Genomic DNA, 22423 nt, shown 5'->3' on the forward strand with positions numbered 1-22423 from the left:
CTAATAATATTTCAAATCGTTTTTTCGAATGATACTTTACGAATAAATATACTACTAGTTATGATATAAAGGACAGTTAATCCAATTGAAATAACAGTAAAATACGGTATATTTACTAAAGATCCATCACTCGTAAATAATAAATTGGTTACCCCTGCTTCTCCATAAAGTACACTATTTGTTGATAAGAAAAGGGTCCCACCAATCATAAGACCGATCCACTGAAATCGTTGTTTAAAAACTACTACCACTTGAAAGAAACATGCTGTTGTAACATAAAATAAAAATTGCAAAATAAATTGTTGCACCGATTGCTCCCCAAAACTAACATTTACTAAATTATATTTTATATCTTGTAAAAGCATTATTTGAAGAAACGAAAACATTGCGGATTGCAAGATGATATAACAAATTGCTCCGATGAAATATTGAATTCTCGTTACACCAAATGAAACAGCTAAACGAAATAGCTCATCTTGAATGATGAAAACACTCCCTACTATAAACAACATAATTGCTATTGACGGGTTATTTATAATTTCGGGTAAATAACCAATGTTCACTCCATTTAAATGCGCAGCATTTAAAGCTCCTTTTATTAATAAGGCTACAATCCAAAATATTAAAATTGCTTTATAATGAAAATTAATATGTAACTTTAACTGCTTCATTAACATCGTCATTTCACTTCACCACCAGTTATATGAATAAATAATTTTTGCAATGTAATTCTATCAATTGCTAAACCTTCTTTTTCAAGAGAGTAATAATCTTCATTAGAAAGTTCTTCCCATATAACAGCAATACCCTTATTTCCATAAACTTCTCGATTTAATACTTTTTTATTGATCAAGAACTCGTCCACTTTATCCTTTTGCCCTGAAATAATCTGAACTTGTTGTAATAAATCTTCTACCAATGATTGAACAACTAATCTTCCTTCTTTTATGATTATCACATCTTCAATCACATGGGTTACTTCTTCTACTAAATGTGTTGATAATATAATTGTTCGTGGATACTCACCGTAATCTTCTAGTAGTAGACTATAAAATAATTCACGGTGTGCTGCGTCTAAACCTGTAGTTGGTTCATCAAAAATAGTAATTGGTGCTCTACTTGCTAACCCTTGAATAATGCCGACGACTGTTTGCATGCCGTGTGATAATTTATGATATTTCACTGTCATATTAAGCTGAAATTTATTAGCGAGTTCTTCAGCATACTTTCCATCCCAGTTTTTATAAAACATGCTGCACATCTTAAAAATTTCTTTTACTTTAAAACTTAACTGAGCTTCTTCTTTTACTCTAACAAAACAAATATTTTGCATCGCTTTACTATTCTCAAAAACATGTTCGCCAAATATTGATACGCTTCCACTACTTGAAGTAATTTGACCTGCAAGTAAATTTAATAGTGTCGTTTTTCCTGCTCCGTTTCTACCGAGCAAACCATATATTTTATGCTCTTCCAATGAAATCGTTACTTCATTTACTGCTACTTTCTTTTTGTATTTTTTCGTTATATCTTTCGTTTCAAGTGCAATCATCCCTCGTTCCCCCCCTTCGTAATTTTTTGAATCATATCCATCAATTCATCTTTGGATATTTCTAATACTTTCGCTTCTTCCCACACTTTAGGTAAATATTCGGTCATAAAAGTATTTTGTCTTTTTTTAAGTACAACTTCTTTCGCTCCCTTTGCAACAAACATCCCGATCCCTCTCTTTTTATATAAAATCCCTTCATCCACTAATACGTTTACCCCTTTAGCTGCAGTAGCTGGATTTATTTGTAACATCTTCGCAAATTGATTTGTTGATGGGACTTGTTCTTCTTCAAGTAATATGTCTTTTAAAATATCAGATTCAATCGTTTCTGCAATTTGCAAGTATATTAATTTATTTTGCTCCAGAGTAGGTTTCATAATTTCACCACCTTAGGTTCATAGGTTCATTACTTATGTAATTAACCATATCACATAAAAATGTATATTTCCATAAATTTCTTTTATAAAAAAAGAGAGTCATTCGTTTAAGAATGACTCTCTTTCTAAAATTTTGAAGTTTCAACTCTAATTTTTAAATTCTTTTCATTTATACCATTTTGACAAAAATTAAATTGTTGTCCCTTTATAGACTTTGTACGATCTACAACTTGCCCTAAATGATAACTTGTGTGCTCCACTAAATGTAATAAACTATGAAGGTCAATATGTCTTTTTTCTCCACATGCTTGCATATATTCTGTTCCCCATTCATCAAATACGTCTTCAACGTACTGTAGCAAAAGTTCAGTACGTTGTCGCTTTACTGGAAAATACTCCTCAATTCCCTTTTCAAAGACTATATTTGGATTTTTATAACGACTAGTATTTCTCTGTATATGTTCACAAATATGTAGTACGATTCCACCAATTGAATTCACAGAATCCCCTTGTTTCCATAAATCTTCTTCACTAACGAAGCTAATTGCCTGTATTAACTTAGGTAAATAATGATCTTGCATTCGATGATAAGTAATTTTATATACTAACTCCACCTATTTTCCTCCCATCATTTCAACTGCTGTACTGGATACTTTACAAATAAAGCATTCCTAAACTCTTTATCATTCATAAGCATTGTAATTTCTTCGTTATTTTCGTTAAGAAACTTTACTACTTCCTTTTTATCCCATATATCATTTTCTTTTGGGAAATTATCAAACTTTTCATACAGGATTGATAGTATTTCTTCTCTTTTTATCGTGAAATTTTTATTTTCTACTTGCAACTCGTAACCTTTTGCATTTGGTACTAAAATCGCTAAATAAATAACGTTAAAGAGAAAATTCTTCTCCATCGTATCCTTACCATCAAACCAATACGTCTCAACCATGTCTTCTGTCAAAGTTCCATTTTCTTTTGTACCATAGTTCACCTTTATACTTTCATTCTCTAAACTTACACTTTGAAATGTTTCACCACCGGGTAAACGATTAACAATTGCAACTACATCTGAGTTATTCCCAACATATGTCCCAGCATATTTCTTAAAGTCACCAGGTTCAACATCAGATATTTCTTTTATTCTTTCTCCGCTAGAACAAGCAGTAATACATAAAAAAATTGTTAGCATAACAACTACATTACGATGCATATATTTCATTTAGCATCCCCCATTTTTATCGATATTTCGTTAATTACAATACACCTTCTCAAAACCCTTTAAAATATACGCATTTTAATCAAAATTAAAAATTTTCGCTTTTTATGTTTACAATTATCCATTAATTGTATATACTTACTAACGTAAGAAAAATATTCTAAAAGGAGGTCGAAGGAAATGATGAAATTACAATTACATGCTTTAACTTTAGCGTTAACTGCACCTGTATTTTCTGAACAATTAAATATGAATTCGACCACCCTAATGGAGAATTGAAAATCGTACTTTATTTCTATTAATTCATAAATTCGCCACAGGAGGTCGTATACTTTCCTGTGGCTTTTTCACGCCCTGCCATAGGAGAACTATATCTTCCTGTGGCTTTTTTGTGCGATTTTTTAGTCTCTTACATTATTTTTTAAAGAAAGGAGCAACATTCGATGACTATTAGCGTATTGTTTTTAAGTATTACGATTCAAAGAAATACAATTTCCAAACATGAAATTTTTCATAATGAGCAAATTGAAAAAGCTATGAATGATGTTAAGGAGCGCCAAACACTTTATTGTGATCACATGTAATTCCTTTTCGAAAGGAGGAATTCATTTATGACTTTTCATATTTTCTTTTTTACGACTGTACTTCAGAAAAATACTTTATCTGAAGGTGAAATCATTCGTAAACAACAAATAAAACAACTGACTGATAAAATGACTGACATTAAAAGTTCATATTATACGCATATGTATTAAAAATATATTTTAAAGGAGCAATACCTTCATGAAATTTAAAGCATTCTTTTTAACTATCACCATTCAAAAACGTAAGCTTTCTCAAAGTGAGATTTTACGTGAGCAACACATTCAAACTATTATGGACGAAGTAAAAGAGCGTCAAGCTTCTTATTACAGCCGTCTTTTCTAATAAACTTATAAAGGGGTTTTATCTAATGAAATTTAAAGCATTCTTTTTAACTATCACTATTCAAAAACGTAAACTTTCACAGAAAGAGATTTTACGTGAGCAACACATTCAAACCATTATGGACGAAGTAAAAGAGCGTCAAGCTTCTTATTACAGCCGTCTTTTCTAAATCAATTATAAAGGGGTTTTATCTAATGAAATTTAAAGTATTCTTTTTAACGATTACCATTCAAAAAACTAAGTTCTCGGACAGTGAGGTATTGCATGACCATCAAATTAATAAAGCTATGGAAGATGTAAAAGAACGTCAAAGTCACTACTGTAGCCATCTATAATTCCTTTCGAAAGGAGGAATGTATCATGACGTTTCATCTTTTCTTCTTAACAATTACAATCCAGAAAGAAATCTTTTCTGAAGATGAATTAAAACAAGAGCAACAATACAAAAAGATTATGGACGAAATTCGAGATCGTAGAAGCAAATACTACACTCACCTATAATCCTTTAAAAATATAAAACTTGAAAGGAGTCGATTATGATGTTGATAGCACGTTGTAAGGAAATGATTTGGATAGTTCAGAGGGATTCCACATAGTTTATTGGGGGCTATATCATACAACTTTACCGTTTTATTTGATATGTAATAAATATATAATAAAATTGCATTCGTACACTTTTTAACATTGATTAATAAACAAAAGATACACCACTTAAAAAGTGGTGTATCTTTCTCAACATATACTATTTTCGATTACTTCGTTTCGTCTTAAACAGTCTCACTAAGTTCGATACAACTGTTTTCGTTACTGCGTACACTGGCACCGCCAAGATCATTCCAATAATTCCCGCAAAGTTACCTACCCCTAAAATTAAAATAATAATTGTTAACGGATGGATATTTAATTTTGAACTCATAATACGCGGTGAAATGATGTTACTTTCAAATTGTTGTACAATTGTTACGATAATAATTACGTACAACGCTTGCATCGGAGATACGAACAAACCTACAATAACAGCTGGTGCTGCACCGATAAATGGGCCTAAGTTAGGAATTATATTTGTAAATGCAGCTATAATTCCTAAAACAAAAGCGTACGGTAAATCGATAATTAAATAACCGATAAAAGTAAAAGCACCTACAAATATACAAACGAGCGCTTGCCCTTGAATATATGCAGATAATGTTTCGTTCGTTTCCTTAATGATACGAAGCCCTTCTTCACGGTATGACTCTGGTAATAAGCTTACTGCTTTTCCTGGAAACGCATGTCCATCTTTAAACATATAAAATAAAATGAACGGTACTGTAAAAATAACTAATGCGACGTTCGTTATGATACCAAATAAAGCCGTTGCACTCGACGTAATTGTGTTTGGTATATCCTTTAAGTATTCAATTGCATTTTTTTCAATTGTTTCAATGGAAACATAATTTTGTGTAGATAACCATTCAAACAATCTATGATGGGATAAATCTTGTATGTATAGTTTTCCCTCTTTTATATAGCCTGGCATATTTTTCACTAAATCCATTAGCTGTTGTGAGATCGTTGGAACAACTACCCCAACGCCAACCGCAGTTAATGTTATGATAAAAAGATATAACAGTAAAATCGCTAAATTTCTAGGTACTTTTTTCTCCTCTAAAAAGACTAACACCGGATTAAATATGAAGTATAAAAATAACGCGATTAAGATTGGGAAAAACAACGTTGATATGAAGATACCAATCGGTTGAAATAGAAACGATATTTTTGTGCAAATAAATATGATCGCTACAACCATTAGCACTTCTAATGTCCAAAAGTGCACTTTCGATTTCAAAAAAACGTCCTCCTTTAAACTAGCACTTCTCTTCATTGTACCAAAATAAGTAACAATTTCACATAATATTTTCCTTTACAATATTCCAAAATACCAATAAATACACTACAATGAGATTACATACAAATTTGCAGGTAAAGGTGATAAAAATGACACAATGCATCATTTGCAGAAAAGATACGAAAGAACTTAGTGAACAATATGTCATCCCAGAAATATTATGTGGATATTATTTCACAAACTCAATTTGTGATACTTGTTATGAACAAATGACAACAAATATTGATCGCCCCTTAATTCGGCATAAATTAAGTCAGTTTAAGATTGAACATATGAAAAAACAGATTGACTCCCCGCTCTATACGAATGAGCATGGTGAGGAACTTGCGGCCGCTGAGACAGATGTTGTTGAAGTAAGTGACGAAATACTTTATTCCAATGCATTAATTATGAAACTATGTAAAAAGCACGATATTTCACTACATAACGAAATCTGGAAAGAAGAACGTGTAACGAAAGTAGCTAGCTCTATTCAACGGGAATTACTTTTAGATAACCGTAAGTATAAAATGAGTGTATTAAAAATGGCTTATACTTTCGCTGTACAAGCAGTCGATGGCTATTTTGAAGATCCAGATGCGATTGATATTTCTAGCATCCTATCGAATGCCGACTTCATGGAATTAAAAGAAAAGAGCATTGTTCGCGATTTAAGCAAAAGTTCATTATGGAATACATTAAATACAAATAGTGAAAACCATTACTTTATTTTATTAAGTGATAAAGATGGTCTGTTCTGTTTCATCCGTCTATTTGATATTTTTGACGTTGTCGTTCATTTATCCGAAAAGAGATATGAACTTCCATCACCAATAGTCGGTGTAAATGATGTAAATAAGCAAAAATTTTACGTTCAAACTTTAAAACAGTATATGGACGGGCTCTTTAAAGAAAAGTCACCTTCTATTTAATTAGAAATAGAACATACGGTCTCCTTTCTTGATGAAAAGACACTGTGTTATAATAAGTATGAAAAGAACAATACAATCACATAAACCAATTATAAATTGTATATAAATAAAAAAGACTAGTGTGCGGCTACACACTAGTCCACGTAACTTAGCAGATTGGATTGTTCATTTATCCTATTTGTTTCTTACAAACAAAACAACCCACATTCTATTGGCATAGGTGGGTTGTTATTTTTTGAGCTTGTCTATTAAAACGACGACGAATGTTAACAATGCAACGAGAAACAGTCCACCTTGCAGTAACAACGCTATTTCACTCACTTATTATCACCCCCCTCCTACTTGGAGAAGTGATAATTGAACAACCAACCGTACCTTAAGTTACTATTTAATTTTACCATATTTTCTGATAGTTTACGATGAAAACCCGCAAGTGATTTACTTGCGGGTTTTTTCTCACTATTTTTTTAATGCATATGCATCAGCTATCATTTCACCAACAATTTTATTTTCTTGTTTCTTATCTTCTTTCAATAAAGGAAATAACAGTTCTGCCACTTCATATGCCTCTTCTAAATGAGGATATCCCGATAATACAAACGTATCAATTCCTAACGCTTCATATTCTTTTATTCTATCTGCTACTGTATGCGGATCTCCAACAAGCGCAGTACCTGCACCACCTCTTACAAGCCCGATGCCAGCCCATAAATTAGGACTTATCTCTAACGACTCCCGTGTACCTTTATTTAAATGGGTCATTCGCTTTTGACCAACTGAATCATATCTTGCAAATGTCTTTTGAGCAAGTTCAATTGTCTCATTATCTACATATTGAATTAAACGTTCTGCCTCTTCCCACGCTTCTTCTTCTGTTTCTCTTACAATTACGTGTAACCTGATGCCAAATCGCACTGAACGTCCCTTCTCTTCTGCCAGTTTTCTTACTTCCTCTATTTTCTCCTTCACTTGCTCTGGTGGCTCGCCCCACGTTAAATATACATCACTATGTTCTGCTGCAACTTCCTTTCCAGCAGCGGATGATCCTCCAAAATATATAGGAGGGTATGGCGTTTGCACTGGCGGGAACACAACTTTACTTTCCGTAACTTTAATATGTTTTCCTTCTAAAGAAAATGTTTCACCTTGCAATGTCGATTTCCAAACTTTTAAAAACTCATCAGCTGCTTCATATCTTTCATCATGCTCAAGATACAATCCATCTCCTTGTAATTCAACTGGATCTCCTCCAGCGACTACATTAATAAGTAACCTCCCGTCTGAAATTCTATCAAATGTAGATGCCATCCTTGCTGCAACTGTCGGTGACATTAGTCCCGGTCTAACTGCTACTAAAAATTTTAGCTTTTCTGTCTCAGCTGCAAGTGCCGATGCTAATACCCATGGATCTTCACAACCTTGGCCAGTTGGAAGTAACACACCTGTATATCCTAAATAATCAGCTGCCTGTGCAACTTGTTTATAATAACCATACTCAGCTGCTCTTCCTCGTTTTGTCGTTCCTAAATATCGTCCATCTCCATACGCCGGAATAAACCATAATAATTCCATACCTTTACACACCCCTTATTTATTTTGAAACGTACACTAAACTACTCTATATAAATTACCCCTAATAATTTATATGTTAATTTCCTATCTCGCCTTTAAAGTTATCTCGCCATCTTAAAAACTTCACTTCTAGTAAACGTACGAGTGAATCCGAAAACTTCCCAACGAATGCAAAAATAATAATACCGACAAATACAATATCTGTATTTGAAAATTGCCTTGCATCCATAATCATATAGCCAATACCTTCTGTAGATCCCATAAGTTCTGCTACTACTAAACTCACCCATGCTACTCCTAATGATAATCTTGCCCCAAGTAATAGGTTTGGCAATGCTGCCGGTAAAATTAGTTTTGTAATTAATTTTCTTTTACTAAACTCTAACACTCTCGCAACATCAAATAACTTTGAATCTACACCTCGTATTCCTAGAAACGCGTTTACGTATAAAGGAAAAAATGCACCATCTGCAATTAATAACACTTTTGATGTTTCCCCAAAACCGAACCATAATACGAAAAGCGGTGCAACAGCTAAGTGAGGCACAGTTCTTAACATTTGTACTGACGGATCTAAATATTGCTCACTTCTCGTTGAAAATCCAACAATTGTTCCTAAAATAATTCCTAAACTCCGGCCAATTGCCAAATTATTAATATAATAATCGGTATAGTAATTGCCCTTATCAAAAATTTGATATTCGTCTTCTGTACTTTCTTTACATTGTTTTTCTCAATCGTTATACTCGCCCTTTTAATAACCGCTTTCGTATTCTCCAATTTATACAACCTCTTTTCACTTCGCCTTTAACGCTTTTTCTACGAAAGAATTATCTACAACTTTATCTGTCTTAATTTCTTTCTTTATAGAACCAAGCTTATATTGAAAATCTGCTGTCTGTTGCTGTTCTGCAACTATTTCTTTCGTTACCGGAACTAAGATGGGTTTGTCGTGATTAAACACTTCTTTTACAATATCTGCATCTATTTTCTTTGCAGAAGTGTATATTTTTATTGCTTCATCCAAGTTTTCATCTTGCCATACACGTGCTTTTTCATATACTTTAAGGAATTTCTCCACTAATTCTGGATGCTCTTTCGCAAATTTTGTTCTCGCAATTAAAAACTCTGGAGAAGATACATTTAATTGTTCACCATCTGTAATCACCTTCGCTCCTTTATTTACCGTATGTAACGATATGAAAGGATCCCAAATTGCCCATGCATCTACTGATCCTGATTCAAATGCTGGCTGCGCTTCATCTGGTTGCAGTTGAATAACATTTACATCTTTCGCATTGATACCTTCTTTATCAAGCGCTCGATACAATAAATTAAATGCGCTACTTCCTTTTGCTACTGCGATTTTTTTACCTTTTAAATCTTTTACACTCGTAATCTTGCTATCTTTTTGTACAAGAATCCCTGTTCCTTTTCTCGCATAACTTGTATTAGCAATTTCAGTAAATTCAATACCTGCTGCTTGCGCGGAAATAACTGGAGAATTGCCAACTTCACCAAAGTCTAATCGATTTGATGCGATTGCCTCAAAATAAGGAGGTCCACTTTGGAACTCTGTCCATTTCACCTTAACTCCTTCTTTTTTAAACTCCTCTTCAAACCATCCCTTTTTCTGCGCGAGTAATAGTGGACTTAACCCTTGCTGAATACCAATTTGTACTGTTACATCTTCCTTCTTACTACTTGCTGTACTTTTCTCACATCCGAATAAAAATAAAGAAATAGCTAATGCAAAAGAAAGAACTTTAAATTTTTTATACATAAATACTCACCCTCTCCCTATAAACTTGTTTGAATCAATCCTCCATACTCAAACTGCTGTAATACTTTCTTTCGAATTTCTTGGAATGACTCCGAAGTTTTACTACGCGGATAAGGTAAATTATTTTCAATTACTTTATGTATTTTTCCAGGCTTTGCACTCATGATGACAATTCTGTTTGAAAGATATATTGCTTCGTCTATATCATGTGTAACGAATATCATTGTCGTCTTTTTTTGTTCCCAAATGTTGAGCAGTACTTCTTGCAAATGACTTCGGGTAAATGCATCCAATGCTCCAAATGGTTCATCAAGTAATAATACATTAGGATCTCTTAGCAACGCTCTTGCAATCGCAACACGTTGTGACATCCCGCCTGATATTTCTTTCGGATATGATTTTTCAAAACCGTCTAACCGAACAATTTTAACCCATTCCTTTACCTTATCCTTCACATACTTATCTTTTAATGACAAATCAGCTGCAATGTTTTCTTCAACTGTTAACCACGGAAACAGACGATGCTCTTGAAATATAAATCCTTGCTTCTTACTCGGTTTTGTTATACGCTCCCCATCAATAATGATTTCACCTTCAAAATCGTTGTCTAAACCTGCAATAATTTTTAATAATGTACTTTTTCCACAACCACTCGGACCAATTACTGTAACAAAATCCCCTTTTTCTAATTGAAAATTAATATTCTCTAATACTTGAACAGTACCAGTTTGCTTCGAAAAATATTTTGATACCTCATTAATTGAAACAGTCACTTCTTCCCCTCCTTGAAATGATTCATCTAAATGAATAGATTCAGTATTTATGTAATAAAAAAACCAAAGGCATTTTATCAATAGATAAAATGCCTTTGGTTTCTCCAATCAGCAATACGTAATAGAATTAAGTACATATTATACAAATATTTCCGATAAGTCAACTAGGTTTTATTAAAAAATATATATGATTCGTTTAAATACCCTTATTGTTATTTATATAAAAATTATTTTTTATGTTCCTTAATCCACTGTAACCAATAAGAAAACTCACATGCCAAATGCATTTGATGCGATTCAATAAGACTATTAGGACAAAGTGCCGGAAACTCTACAACTAGACTTACTTCTATACCAGTATCTGTATCTTTGAATTGATGTCGAACTCCACCAATAGTAGTACCGTCTTTCATACGTGCAACACCTGTTGATTGGTATTGATAAGACTTATCTCTAGGTGTCTTTAATCCTGTTTCGTCACCAAAAACAATAAAAAATTGAACTGGAAATGGAGAATTACCAGTAGTTTCGATAACCTCCAATTCATTTTCCCCAAAGGGTCTTAGTACGTAGTGATCTGGACAGGCTGATAAATTCGCTTGATTATTTTCATCTGATTGTTCAAGCATAAAACTATCAATTCCATTTATCGCCTCTTCTGCTGTAATCCCATCTAAATAAATATTTGTTTTTGAAAATTTTCGTCTATCACCAGATAAAGCAGTACAAATACGCATACCCATTTCACTTAATTTAAGTTTAGATTTTAACTTATCATACATTTCATTGTATGAATAATTTAATTTTAGTTCTGTTAGTTTTTTTATCATAACGTCTGTATCATTTAATTCTGGCTCTTTATGTCCTATGTATTGAAAACTTTTTTCATACGTTCTTTTTTCCACTTTGTAAGTTGTTCATTCGAAATATTGTTTCCATCAATCATGATCTTCATATACATTCTCCTTCTCTTTGATCATATCGTAGTGTATTTAATACTAAATTAACCATTTCTCGCTTCATGTCTAGATTCAAATTCACCTCTGAATGAGCAATACTGCTAAGACCGTATAAAATAAATCCTGATGCTAATAATGAGTTATCAATATTAAAAATCCCAGTTTTCACCCCTTCTTCGATTACTTGTCGAATTAATGGCTGCATTCGCGTAAATAATTTCTGTTCCAGTTGAAAATGTTGTTCCGTCTGAAACGAACTCACATTTTTATAAGGCGCTAATTTTTCGATAAATGTCCAAAATATATTTAGAGAATCTTTCAGCTTTTGCATGACAGACCGTTCATTAGAAACAAGTATTTCTTCAATTAACTCCATATTTTTCACAATAAAATCATTTAATACTTCATCAACAAAATTCTCTTTAGACTTGAAGTAATAATAAAATAAGCCCGTTGCTACACCAGCATGATTCACAACATCTTTTATGCCAAATCCTTTCATACCATTTTTCATATATAGTTCAAAGCCAATATCCATCAACTCCTGCCTTCTAACATCTGGTTCTTTCGATATTCTTTTCATATGTTATCTCCTATTATGTTTTTTCTGCGACTGAATATGATTCAATCATAAACGACTGAACTTTATTCAGTCAATATTAATTTCCACAAAAAAAGAGTAATCCCAAGAAATATACATCTAACCTTAGACTTATCAAAAAAGTTAGATTATATAACTTGAGACTACTCAATTTCATTAAACACGTATTCTATTTTCAAATCGATTACAATTTAGTTTAACCTCACTCTTTCTGTCTCTACAATCATTTGAGGAAGCGTCTTTTGAATTATTTCCTCTAATACATTAAGAGCTTCATTCACATAACCATCCTCAAACTCCTCTAAAGACTCAGGCAACTCATCCTCATCTAAAATAAAATATTCTCCACTTGGAAGTACCAAAATATCAATAATTAAGTCTTCAAATGACACTAGTTCATCTGTTATTTGCGTATTTTTTACAACATTAAAATAAGAGCCTAAATACGTTCCATTCTTATCTCTCCATATGTATAAATTGTACGGACGATCTTCCCAGTAGTATGCAATGGTGTAACTTCCTTTTGGGATTGTTAAACTCGCACGATGTGCAGTCATTGTAAATGAATACTGAACCTCATGAAATAGCACGATACTTTGCAACTGCTTTTCAAGTAATAAACAAGTGTGTTCTACTGTTGTCGAGTCATATCTTATTTTTCTTTCTATAATTTCACTTTTTGGTGTTAGTAATTTATTCATTCTTTGTTTCCCCTTATGCTATTTCTAACCTTAATTATATCCATTTATATAGTGATAAAGAAGTGTTTGGTCTCCAAATACACAATAAAAACTCCCTCTTATTTTAGAAGGAGTTTTTCACTGTCCATGTTTCATATTTTTTTACTTCTAATGGAAGCTCATTTGTTTTCAGCCACTCTACTGCACTACATACAAGCGGAGATGAATTGTCTTCTGTAATGCTTTCTATAGAAACCCATCTCGCTCCTAAAGAATCTTGACCTTCAAATTGTTTTGGTACTATGATTTTCCCTGCACTCTTTTCAACTTCATACAAAACTGCAATATGGTGTACATGTGTATAATCTTTAAACTTTGAAAGGTATTGAAAATCAACCGTTCCTACTTGCTTTATAACCTTTACTTCTAATCCAGTTTCTTCTTTACATTCCCTATGGAGTGCCGCTAACAGCGACTCCTCTTCATATAAGCTCCCACCAGGTAGATCATATCTATTCTTATATGGACCTTTTGATTTATCGATTACTAATATATTATTATTTTCGATACAAATACCGTACACACCAAACGCACGATGAAAATTAATAGCATTACCCATGTTTTAATTTCTCGGTAACTGCATCATAAAATTTCCGTTCCTCATCAACATTTAAGTGAACGCGACTTACTGTTTTAGAAAATCCATATAACAATTGTGCTTTTATTGGCTCTTTAAGTATTATTTCAAATGTTGGAGGTTCCTTTATAAATTCCATCACCGTTGCGTCAAGAAGCTCTTTCTCTTTTTTTAAAAGTTCTCCTTTATAAAACGTAATCTTATCAATTTGTGTAAACGGTATAATGATTTTCTTCCCTAATCCAATTTGAATAATTACCTGTTCTTCCGTAACAATAATTGGATTTTTACGCATTGCTTGTATTTCAGCTAAAAAATAAAACATTGCATATACGTTTAAAATAAGTAACACCCATGCTACAACTGGATTCCATTGATGAAACAAATAATGAAAACCGATACTTTCTATTAAAGTCGCATGGATGATCATAATATATACACCTATTGCACTAGTCTTTTTGTGATATGAGTATACGCATTCACCTTCTGGCACTTTTTCACGCCACGATAAAAATGCATAATAGATTAACTTACACTCTGTTACAATGATATCTACTAATTTATTTCTTTTCATAGTGGTGTCAAACGCTGCATCAATTGCATAAGAAAATGAAGAATACTCACTTTTATATTCTTTATATTTTTTTCTTATTGTAGGAAGCATTCTAACAATTTTATATAGAAGGAATAACTCAAAACATACAAAAGCAATTTCCCCTGCAACTATAATATAAGAAACGTATGAAAAAGCTTGTAAATAGTCGCTTGGAATAATAAATCTTGCAAATATATAACCAGCTATTACAACAGGAAATATATACGTTAACGAGTATCTTTTTCGAATAATAAAGAAATACGTAATGATTGGAATTACAAACATACAATCTAATATTGATCCAAGGACAACTTCTTTCGGAGCAGCTGGTACAATTGGAAGAGCATATAATAAATAGTTTGATAACAAGATTAAAGATACGAGTCCAATCCATATACCTTTTCGCCTTCGCGAAAGTGTGACACTCATATGTTCACTCCTCTATTTAAAAACCTCATTTAAATGATCTTTATAAAATGAAATAGCACGTTCAAATTCTTTCACTTCTTCTACTTTTACGACTGTTTCAAGTAATAATTTCATCGCGGATTCATGATCGTTTACGTTATATTTCGCTAATGACAAAAATACTTTCATCACATCATTATCTGGAAACTGCTGTAATCCTGTTTCTAAAACAGTAATTGCTTTGTCATACTCACCTATACAACGATATGTACTACCAAGGCCGATATAAGCTCCGCAAAGTGACTCACCTTCAAGACCGTTTGCAATTGCCTGTTCATAATACGGCATAGCTTCTGTTTCCAGCCCCATTACATCATGTATCCAAGCACATTGATAAAGTACTTCTGCATCCCTCGTAAAATTCGTTAATCCAATGAGTATCTCTTTAGACTGCGCATATTTCTTTTCTTTCCGGAGTTTAATAGCTTGCTTTAATAAATGTTCCATAGAATTCACTCCTCACCAATTATTCTATGTATCCATATTGAATGGTTAACGTTTGTATCAAAGCAAAAAGTTGCGCTTACCAATATATACTATGCGGATTCACTCTTATCCAAATACTTGAAATTATGAAGCAGTAACGCGATTACATAGTACCTCTAACCTTTTGACAATTTCTTTCGCTGTTTCATCTTTTCCATTACATAACTGCCCTTTACCGTCTTGTCCAATTACGTAGTGCATTGCTCCGCGCGAATATAAAGAATGTGGTGAATTTGCAATCATTACACTCGCCTTCGCTTCTTCCATTCTATTTTTCGCTCTTTCAAACAATTCTTCTTTATTTACGTCACTTTCAAGTTTAAAGCCAACGAGTACAGTTTCTGGATCCCACTCTTTTATTTGTTTTAATACTTTCGGTGCCTTTTGAAAATGTATAATTGGCGCTATATCACTTGAGATTTTTCCATTCATATCAAGAACATTACCCTCTTGATCACAAATCTTGTCCACAATCCAATCAGATCCAGCCGCTGCCATAATAACCGCATCGACTTTTTCATGCGTAATGATACTTTTCATTTTATCTTGTAAATCAACAATTCCTTCAAATGGATGTAATTCTAATTGATTGTTTATATCATTCGGTTTCTCCGCAAAATAACCATGTAAATATATAACATGGGCCCCTTTACTTATAAGCTCTTCGGCGATTATTCTTCCAATTGTTCCTTTTGCCATATTTGTATGGCCGCGTACTTGATCCCATTTTTCTAAACAACCACCGCTTGTAATTAATACCTTTTTCCCCTTCATCGTAACCATCCCTTACTAATTTTTCTTACGAAACCATTCTGTTCCAAAGTCAACTATATCACGTTGTTTCATAAGACGGCACTTTGCGTTTCCTATTTTCCCCATTGTTACGGTTCCTTTTTGCTCAAACTCTACACCAATTTCTACAAATTTGTCAGAATCGTAATCCATATCAACAAATTCTTTCCATACTCTTTCACCATTTTCTATAATAGGTGCCCCTACTTTTATTAACTCACATGCACCAGAACGTACTTCTGATAAATGTACAGAAGTATTCGAATCATATCCAACACCAATTAATAATATGTATCCGTCTAGATCGTATATTTTTCTTAATGGAGATTCTTCTCCTAAACTCATCGATAGTGACTGATTTACTGTTATTTCTTCTGCATGCCTTCCCCATGCAGCAAAGCTTCCTAATGGATGGTTACTACGTACTACATTCGGATATGTACGAAAACATTCAACTACTTTTCCCATTGCCCTTGTTGGTGTTATATGTGGCTCAAATGCTGGAACGTTATCCCGAATAATTTGCCACCATTCTTCAGGTACAGGTGGTCTTGACCAATGTTTCGGATCAGATAAATCCGAAGACTGAGTTGGCATAATAATCGTTCCCTCTTCTGTAATAACCTCCATTAACGCCTCTACTACTGCAACTGCTCCGCCTGATACCCAGCCAATGGAACTTAACGAAGAATGTACAATAACTGTCATTCCTTTTTCTAATCCTAATTTTCTTAAATCATTTGTAATTGTTTTGATTGTATTTGGCAATTGCGTACTTGCCACTATGTCATTCATTTTCACGATTGTTCCCCCATTTGTTTTAAACTACTACATACATATATTATCATATTTTTCTTAATTTTTAACTTAATCATTTTATCTATGCAAAAAATGAAGGCGTTACATCAAAAACATAAAAACACTATATACAAACAAAAAGCTCACCAAAAATGATAAGCTCTTTGTTTCATTTATCCTTCAATTGTAACTCCAGTAAACATCGATAAATTTCCTGTTATTTTCTCACCTACACGTAAAAATAAACCAGCAGCTCTCCCGCTAATACAGTGTGAACCAATTAATAGTTTACCAGTATACGGACCGTCCCACGTGTCAATTGTATAGTCTGGCATTTCTATGTATTGCTGATATATTTTCCGCTGTTCAAAGTAATACTCTGTTTTATCTTCAGCTAATAGTTCATTATTTTCGTATATAGATACTCCTCCGCCTTCACGGCCGTATAAAGGTTTAGAAACATAGGATTCATTTCTTTCTATAAACGGTTTATTTGTAAAATATGTTGGTAGGAAGTATTTCTGAATGATTCCTCGCTCCTCTTCCTTAAAGAAAACTTCTTCTTCGTAAAGTTGCCAAATTAATGCGAGTACACTTTTATTTTGCATAAGAAAAGCAGCTGGTGGATTAATGATTTTCACTCTGCCTTGCGCTATATGATCTAAAAACTGGAGTCCAATTCTTTTCCCGCTTTTATCAGCATCTGAAACTAAATATTCAATTGGATATAGTCTATATAAATAATGAATTCTCTCACCATTTTGCGTATATATACCATCATCTGCAACGACGATATCTTGAATACCTATATAATCCGTTGACTGATCTAAACAATAGCTTCTTAAAAATTGAACTGTTTGATGGTCTTCATCATGCCAATCATAACTCGTAAAATAAATCGTTTCTCTAGGATCTATACTATAGTCATGTTTAATTTGTTCCCACGCCTGCACAATATGCTCTTCTATATGATTTGGATGATTTACATCGTGATAACGGCATAATACTTCATTTGCGACAGATGGCTCTAAATAACCTGTTGGTGTATCACAATTTACTTCTATTAACTTTATATCTTCACCATTTACGATAAAGTCAAACCTTGTAAAATATGAAAACAAACCTGTATGTTTCATTCTCGCAATTTCCCACGTTTCAGCTGGAAATCCTAATTTTTGAAAATCTTTTGTCGTATTGAGAATGTATTGATACGTTCTATATAGCACATACATAATTTCTTCTGTCGCTTTTGAAATAGCAGTATAAGTTTTTACTGGCATACGATACATACCTGTTGCCATATATTGATTCCATTCTTCATTTTCTAATAGACTCGGCCAAGTAAACCCATTCCGACCAGCCTCTTCTGCAAGTGAAAACCATACTTTCATATACTCTTTCTGTTCTTGTTCTGTATACATTACTCCATTATCCTTTCATTTTAGGATCCTGCTGGCGCTTTTGCGTTCCCAATTCCACTAGAACCAGAATTCACTTTCGGCGTTTGTGTCGTAGATGATTTCGGCGTATTTGTATCTGGTGTTACTTTATTTGATGGATTTGGCTGTTGTTTATTTAAATCCACTTTATTGGAAGATTTATTATTGTTACTGTTAGTTCCGCCGTAATACCCGCCACCACCGCTGCCTCCAGTTCTACTTTGGTCTTTTTCACGATATGGAATAATGTTATTTGCATACGGTTTCTTCATTATATTCGGTTTTACTGTATAATTCATATTTGAAGTTCTGCTTGCTAATAAATATCCTGCAACGAACGGCAGTATCGGTAAATGTGAATTTTCATGATAAGAAGAAAATGACGGATTATTTTCCTTACATAACTCATCTTTTTCTACATTTTCATTAGTTGGAGCTTTATCATCACAATTTAATCTTTCTTGTTCATTTCCTTGTTTTGCACCATCTGTTTTAACAGCAGTACTTTCTTGCTGGGCAGTATCTTCTTCATAATCTCCACAGCCCGTTAATAAAAAAGATGACACTCCTATTGAAGTAGCAATTTTTATAAATTTACTTTTATCCATTCTCATGTGTTATACACCTATTTTCTATTATCTATATTTTTCCAGATACCTTTATTATATAATGTAAATATCACTTTTTTCAAACGAAACATAAGATGTATATTTATATATTTTTATAATGAACTTCCAAATAACAACAAAACCTTTCAACCCCCGGATATTTTTCTCCTAAACTTTTAACCTGAAAACCAATTTTTTTATAAAATTCTACCGCTTCATCGTCCGTCTCTGCTTCTAGATACATCAATTGATGCATTCTTAATACTTCCTTTATCATTTGCCACGCAATTCCATTATGACGATATTGTGGAACGACTGCTATATGACAAATTCTCGCTTTCTTTGCTCCAATTATTTCAATACCTATGCAAGCCTTTTCTTCATATCTATGCAAAGTCGCTTTATTCCTTTCATAAAATAAAACTGCTTTCTTTAAGCTAATTTCACTTGGTCCGACTGCATACTGTAGTACATTTAAAATAGGATCTTTCTCAATTTGTTCAACGCGTTGCAAATTCATATCATCATTCCTTTCTATGAAAAAAGATTAGCTCTTTATATAAAGAGCTAATCTCATTATGCCGTTATTTTTTCTTCTTTCTTCACAACGACCGCTACATAACTATGTAGTATCATTCCAATAATAACTAGACTCATACCAATCCAAGATAAAAATGACGGAATTGGTGCAGATAACAAGATAAGTTCTCCTACTAGCGCAAATAAAACCTCACCGGACTGAGTTGCTTCCACTGTTGCTAGTTTTTGCGGATCATCTTTTACAAGATCTGTCGCAAAGAAGAATAATACCGTTGCGATTAAACCTGAACTAACTGCTACTATAAAACATTGGAAAACTTGGCTACTTGACGGTAGACCACCTGTTGATACTTCATAACCAGATAGTAAAAACCAAAATGGTAAGCTTGCTAATGTCATACCGAGAACTCGCTGAAATACATCTAATTCCCCTTTACAAACTTGCATCATTTTTCGATTTCCAAGAGGGTACGCAAACGCTGCAATAAGTACAGGAACTACACATAAAACGGTTTCACGAATTCCTAATGAAGAAGCATGTTCTACTTGCATAAGTACAACACCACATAAAATAATACCCGACATAACTAATTCCTTCATTGGGAGTTTTTTATGTAACGGATCTACTGCAAAAAATGGTGTTAACAAAATCCCTGCTACGATCGTAATTTGCCATGTTGATGCAACGAGCCAACCAGGTCCGAAAGCTCCAGCAAAACTAAGTGGTGCATAGAAGAGACCAAATCCAACGATACTCCACACTAACCATTCTTTCGGATTGTTTTTCATATATTGAAAGAGTTGCTTTAAATTCCCTCTATACATGACAATAAGTAAAAGCATTGGAACCATAAAGTAGTACCGTAATGATGCACTCCAAATCCAGCTTCCACCTTCTAGGTCCATTGCCCGATTTAAAACGAAGGTAAAGGCAAAGAAAAATGATGCCAATATCCCTACTGCAATAGCTTTCATTATAAAACCCCTTGTTTAGTTTCTTCTTATACTATACAACAAATTAAATATAATTAAAATTCGAAATCTTTATCTCGTATGCATTCTAGCTCTATATAGTTTTCTTAACTGACTAATATGAGCTTGATGGTACCGATTATGATCAGCTATATGCCATATTCCCCACCTTATAGTCGCATTTTCTCCCTTTTCATAAAGTGAAACTTTAATCAGTGGGGGTTTTGTTCATCCCCCACTGATTATTAGTTGAACCAATCGGACTTTTATGGGCAGTTGATCCCCCACCTAACTTCTTTGCTTTCGCTGCATTTTGAGGTGGGGGTCTTACTGCCCATTAAAGTCGGATAAAAAACCTCTCGTGTTAAATCATTTTCTGTTAGTTTCAAACATTCCTCATAAAACATATGTTGCACTGCTTCATAATCTTGCATTAATTGTTGCAATGTATGTTTTCTTAAACTGGGCAGCTCTCCTGCTTCATTTAACATAGGTCCATATATATTATCAAGTGCCAGTGGAACGGGTTCTCCTTTTAAGCGGTATACCCAATGCAAATCGACAACTGCTAAATGTTGAAGTAGTTGTCCAATACTATTTTCATTATTTTTTAACCCTTTAAAAGACAGTTCTTTCTCATCGGTACCCTCTACTAACTTTTGCAACCGTTTAAATGTATCGGCAACTGTCGCATATAGAATTGCTACTTGCGGGTTCATATTTTTTTCTAAATAGAGATCTTTCATAGTAAACTCCCTCTTTTAAAGGAACAAAACCATATGTTCATCATCACTATACACACCATTCATCTTTATAGCTCTCTTTTCAATCCCATACGTTTTAAAGCCTATTGATTCATACAACCTTTTTGCTGGCTCGTTAGTGGATACAACACCTAATGTCAATTGTTCCAAGTTCATTTCTCTTGCTTTTTCGATTGCCTTACGTATTAACTCACGTGCAAGACCACTTCTTCGATTGCTTGCATCTACATACATCGCAACGATATGACCTTTATGTTTATACGCCTCTTTCTCTTCTGTTAGTAAAGTAACAACTCCAACTAATTGATGCTCTTCATTAAAAGCACCAAATGTACAACTAGTAGCAGCTGTTAAATTACTTTCCACTCGCTTAATCGGATTTTCTTGGTGAATCGCCTCTTCATAAGTTGTTACAAATGCCTCTGGATTTACTTGTAATGCTTGTAAACGTAAGTCCCAATATTTTTTTGCATCTTCTTTCGTAAGTAATCGAATCATATTTCTCTATCCCCTTTTAGTTAACATAATATTTTTACAAACTACTAATTAAAGATTGATATTCTTCTCTTAACATACTATAACGATAGCGATGAATGAACTGACCTTTACGTAATCGATCATTTCTCATTAACCCTTCGCATACAAAACCAGCCTTTTCATAGCTCTTTCTAGCTTGTAAATTATCTTCATCTACACGTAGCCATACTTTTTCTAATTCAAACTCAAAGAATGCTACATGTAACATACTATATAGGGCGGCTATTCCATACCCTTTACCCCAGTATTCTTTATTACCAATCGCGATTCCCAATTCTGCATTTTTATTTGTTTTATCAAAGTTTTTAAGATCTACCCATCCAATATGTATGCCGTTCTCCGCAGTGATAGCTCTTTGTTCGTAACCATTTTTTCGATTTATACATGCTTCAATCCATTTTTTTGTATCTTCACGAGTGAACGGTGGATATTGATCTGGTACAACTAAATGTTTCGTTATTTGTGTATCTAATGACCATTGATATCGATCTTCTACATCATCTAATGTCAGTTCTCTTAATTGAACAAATGGTACATTCATTATG

30 protein-coding genes and 3 pseudogenes are annotated in these 22423 nt (G+C 33.3%); 7 read left to right on the top strand and 26 right to left on the bottom strand.

Annotation, left to right across the window (positions count from 1 at the left end):
* Window positions 1-11: 11 nt before the first annotated feature.
* The 5 genes from ACTFR9_RS06875 to ACTFR9_RS06895 all read right to left on the bottom strand — a co-directional run bounded on the left by ACTFR9_RS06875 (window position 12) and on the right by ACTFR9_RS06895 (window position 3151).
* On the bottom strand, window positions 12-683 hold the full coding sequence (locus ACTFR9_RS06875) for a DUF4052 family protein (RefSeq protein ID WP_000178193.1): 672 nt from the start codon (window positions 681-683) through the stop codon (window positions 12-14).
* Window positions 680-1552 carry an ABC transporter ATP-binding protein gene (locus tag ACTFR9_RS06880; protein WP_000560908.1) on the bottom strand — a complete coding sequence of 291 codons (873 nt, stop codon included), beginning with the start codon at window positions 1550-1552 and terminating at the stop codon, window positions 680-682. The genes ACTFR9_RS06875 and ACTFR9_RS06880 overlap by 4 nt, the downstream gene beginning before the upstream one ends.
* Complete coding sequence (locus ACTFR9_RS06885) at window positions 1549-1929, bottom strand: GntR family transcriptional regulator (protein ID WP_000805196.1); 381 nt, start codon at window positions 1927-1929, stop codon at window positions 1549-1551. The genes ACTFR9_RS06880 and ACTFR9_RS06885 overlap by 4 nt, the downstream gene beginning before the upstream one ends.
* Before the next feature lie 125 nt (window positions 1930-2054).
* Window positions 2055-2543 carry a DinB family protein gene (locus ACTFR9_RS06890; RefSeq protein ID WP_229136690.1) on the bottom strand — a complete coding sequence of 163 codons (489 nt, stop codon included), beginning with the start codon at window positions 2541-2543 and terminating at the stop codon, window positions 2055-2057.
* Window positions 2544-2557: 14 nt separating this feature from the next.
* Window positions 2558-3151: a DUF4825 domain-containing protein gene (locus tag ACTFR9_RS06895; protein WP_229136689.1), complete on the bottom strand. Its 594-nt coding sequence runs from the start codon at window positions 3149-3151 to the stop codon at window positions 2558-2560.
* A gap of 440 nt (window positions 3152-3591) precedes the next feature.
* Between ACTFR9_RS06895 and ACTFR9_RS06900 the strand changes: the two genes are divergently transcribed.
* Genes ACTFR9_RS06900 through ACTFR9_RS06925 form a run of 6 tightly spaced genes read left to right on the top strand, consistent with a single transcriptional unit; the run spans window position 3592 to window position 4576 of the window.
* Complete coding sequence (locus ACTFR9_RS06900; protein ID WP_229136688.1) at window positions 3592-3732, top strand: YrzI family small protein; 141 nt, start codon at window positions 3592-3594, stop codon at window positions 3730-3732.
* Window positions 3733-3759: 27 nt separating this feature from the next.
* Window positions 3760-3903, top strand: coding sequence for a YrzI family small protein (locus ACTFR9_RS06905; protein WP_000142725.1), 144 nt, complete (start codon window positions 3760-3762; stop codon window positions 3901-3903).
* 28 nt (window positions 3904-3931) lie between these two features.
* Entirely contained in the window at window positions 3932-4075 is a 144-nt protein-coding gene (locus tag ACTFR9_RS06910) for a YrzI family small protein (RefSeq protein WP_000668983.1), read from the top strand.
* Between the two features lie 25 nt (window positions 4076-4100).
* On the top strand, window positions 4101-4244 hold the full coding sequence (locus ACTFR9_RS06915; RefSeq protein ID WP_000668966.1) for a YrzI family small protein: 144 nt from the start codon (window positions 4101-4103) through the stop codon (window positions 4242-4244).
* Between the two features lie 25 nt (window positions 4245-4269).
* Window positions 4270-4410, top strand: coding sequence for a YrzI family small protein (locus ACTFR9_RS06920; protein ID WP_000669815.1), 141 nt, complete (start codon window positions 4270-4272; stop codon window positions 4408-4410).
* A 25-nt stretch (window positions 4411-4435) separates the two neighbouring features.
* Window positions 4436-4576: a YrzI family small protein gene (locus tag ACTFR9_RS06925; RefSeq protein WP_000142740.1), complete on the top strand. Its 141-nt coding sequence runs from the start codon at window positions 4436-4438 to the stop codon at window positions 4574-4576.
* A 241-nt stretch (window positions 4577-4817) separates the two neighbouring features.
* On the opposite strand, the gene ACTFR9_RS06930 is transcribed toward ACTFR9_RS06925, so the two are convergent.
* A complete protein-coding gene (locus ACTFR9_RS06930) occupies window positions 4818-5903 on the bottom strand; it encodes an AI-2E family transporter (RefSeq protein ID WP_000837888.1) in 1086 nt (361 codons plus the stop codon).
* Between the two features lie 149 nt (window positions 5904-6052).
* Here ACTFR9_RS06930 and ACTFR9_RS06935 point away from each other — a divergent pair, with 149 nt between their 5' ends.
* Entirely contained in the window at window positions 6053-6874 is an 822-nt protein-coding gene (locus tag ACTFR9_RS06935) for an HNH endonuclease (RefSeq protein WP_000189721.1), read from the top strand.
* Window positions 6875-7102: 228 nt separating this feature from the next.
* Here ACTFR9_RS06935 and ACTFR9_RS06940 read toward each other — a convergent pair whose 3' ends face one another.
* From ACTFR9_RS06940 to ACTFR9_RS07035, 20 genes and pseudogenes are all read right to left on the bottom strand, one after another.
* A complete protein-coding gene (locus ACTFR9_RS06940; RefSeq protein ID WP_001289320.1) occupies window positions 7103-7195 on the bottom strand; it encodes a putative holin-like toxin in 93 nt (30 codons plus the stop codon).
* 138 nt (window positions 7196-7333) lie between these two features.
* Entirely contained in the window at window positions 7334-8446 is a 1113-nt protein-coding gene (gene ssuD, locus ACTFR9_RS06945; protein ID WP_000422271.1) for an FMNH2-dependent alkanesulfonate monooxygenase, read from the bottom strand.
* Between the two features lie 76 nt (window positions 8447-8522).
* Window positions 8523-9226: pseudogene (locus ACTFR9_RS06950) on the bottom strand (ABC transporter permease).
* Window positions 9227-9242: 16 nt separating this feature from the next.
* The gene (locus ACTFR9_RS06955) at window positions 9243-10229 is read right to left on the bottom strand and encodes an aliphatic sulfonate ABC transporter substrate-binding protein (protein ID WP_000276920.1); all 987 of its coding nucleotides are present in this window, start codon (window positions 10227-10229) and stop codon (window positions 9243-9245) included.
* A gap of 17 nt (window positions 10230-10246) precedes the next feature.
* Window positions 10247-11002 carry an ABC transporter ATP-binding protein gene (locus ACTFR9_RS06960; RefSeq protein ID WP_000218625.1) on the bottom strand — a complete coding sequence of 252 codons (756 nt, stop codon included), beginning with the start codon at window positions 11000-11002 and terminating at the stop codon, window positions 10247-10249.
* A 227-nt stretch (window positions 11003-11229) separates the two neighbouring features.
* A pseudogene (locus tag ACTFR9_RS06965) lies at window positions 11230-11957 on the bottom strand (hypothetical protein).
* Window positions 11954-12544 carry a TetR/AcrR family transcriptional regulator gene (locus tag ACTFR9_RS06970; protein WP_000822635.1) on the bottom strand — a complete coding sequence of 197 codons (591 nt, stop codon included), beginning with the start codon at window positions 12542-12544 and terminating at the stop codon, window positions 11954-11956. Before ACTFR9_RS06970 ends, ACTFR9_RS06965 begins: the two are co-directional and overlap by 4 nt.
* Before the next feature lie 209 nt (window positions 12545-12753).
* Entirely contained in the window at window positions 12754-13263 is a 510-nt protein-coding gene (locus ACTFR9_RS06975; protein ID WP_073535821.1) for a DUF402 domain-containing protein, read from the bottom strand.
* Window positions 13264-13366: 103 nt separating this feature from the next.
* Window positions 13367-13861, bottom strand: coding sequence for an NUDIX hydrolase (locus tag ACTFR9_RS06980; RefSeq protein ID WP_000525961.1), 495 nt, complete (start codon window positions 13859-13861; stop codon window positions 13367-13369).
* Window positions 13854-14903 carry a hypothetical protein gene (locus ACTFR9_RS06985; protein ID WP_000117470.1) on the bottom strand — a complete coding sequence of 350 codons (1050 nt, stop codon included), beginning with the start codon at window positions 14901-14903 and terminating at the stop codon, window positions 13854-13856. Before ACTFR9_RS06985 ends, ACTFR9_RS06980 begins: the two co-directional genes overlap by 8 nt.
* A 12-nt stretch (window positions 14904-14915) precedes the next feature.
* Window positions 14916-15389 carry a tetratricopeptide repeat protein gene (locus ACTFR9_RS06990; protein WP_000400626.1) on the bottom strand — a complete coding sequence of 158 codons (474 nt, stop codon included), beginning with the start codon at window positions 15387-15389 and terminating at the stop codon, window positions 14916-14918.
* Between the two features lie 123 nt (window positions 15390-15512).
* Window positions 15513-16202 (bottom strand): phosphopantothenoylcysteine decarboxylase domain-containing protein, encoded by a 690-nt coding sequence (locus ACTFR9_RS06995; RefSeq protein ID WP_000676710.1) that lies wholly within the window; start codon window positions 16200-16202, stop codon window positions 15513-15515.
* A gap of 15 nt (window positions 16203-16217) precedes the next feature.
* Entirely contained in the window at window positions 16218-17015 is a 798-nt protein-coding gene (aacC, locus tag ACTFR9_RS07000; protein ID WP_130776749.1) for a BA2930 family N-acetyltransferase, read from the bottom strand.
* Window positions 17016-17191: 176 nt separating this feature from the next.
* Window positions 17192-18439, bottom strand: a complete 1248-nt coding sequence (locus tag ACTFR9_RS07005; RefSeq protein WP_000287873.1) for a glutathionylspermidine synthase family protein — start codon at window positions 18437-18439, stop codon at window positions 17192-17194.
* A 20-nt stretch (window positions 18440-18459) separates the two neighbouring features.
* A complete protein-coding gene (locus tag ACTFR9_RS07010) occupies window positions 18460-19071 on the bottom strand; it encodes a hypothetical protein (protein ID WP_001242156.1) in 612 nt (203 codons plus the stop codon).
* 97 nt (window positions 19072-19168) lie between these two features.
* A complete protein-coding gene (locus ACTFR9_RS07015) occupies window positions 19169-19585 on the bottom strand; it encodes a GNAT family N-acetyltransferase (RefSeq protein WP_001053311.1) in 417 nt (138 codons plus the stop codon).
* A gap of 56 nt (window positions 19586-19641) precedes the next feature.
* A complete protein-coding gene (locus tag ACTFR9_RS07020; protein WP_000643663.1) occupies window positions 19642-20580 on the bottom strand; it encodes a DMT family transporter in 939 nt (312 codons plus the stop codon).
* A gap of 69 nt (window positions 20581-20649) precedes the next feature.
* A pseudogene (locus ACTFR9_RS07025) lies at window positions 20650-21323 on the bottom strand (DinB family protein).
* Between the two features lie 15 nt (window positions 21324-21338).
* Window positions 21339-21839 (bottom strand): GNAT family N-acetyltransferase, encoded by a 501-nt coding sequence (locus ACTFR9_RS07030; protein WP_000620335.1) that lies wholly within the window; start codon window positions 21837-21839, stop codon window positions 21339-21341.
* Window positions 21840-21873: 34 nt separating this feature from the next.
* Window positions 21874-22419: a GNAT family N-acetyltransferase gene (locus ACTFR9_RS07035; RefSeq protein ID WP_001102432.1), complete on the bottom strand. Its 546-nt coding sequence runs from the start codon at window positions 22417-22419 to the stop codon at window positions 21874-21876.
* Window positions 22420-22423 lie beyond the last annotated feature (4 nt).

The organism is Bacillus cereus group sp. MYBK222-1, from assembly GCF_051916425.1.
GTDB lineage: Bacteria > Bacillota > Bacilli > Bacillales > Bacillaceae_G > Bacillus_A > Bacillus_A paranthracis.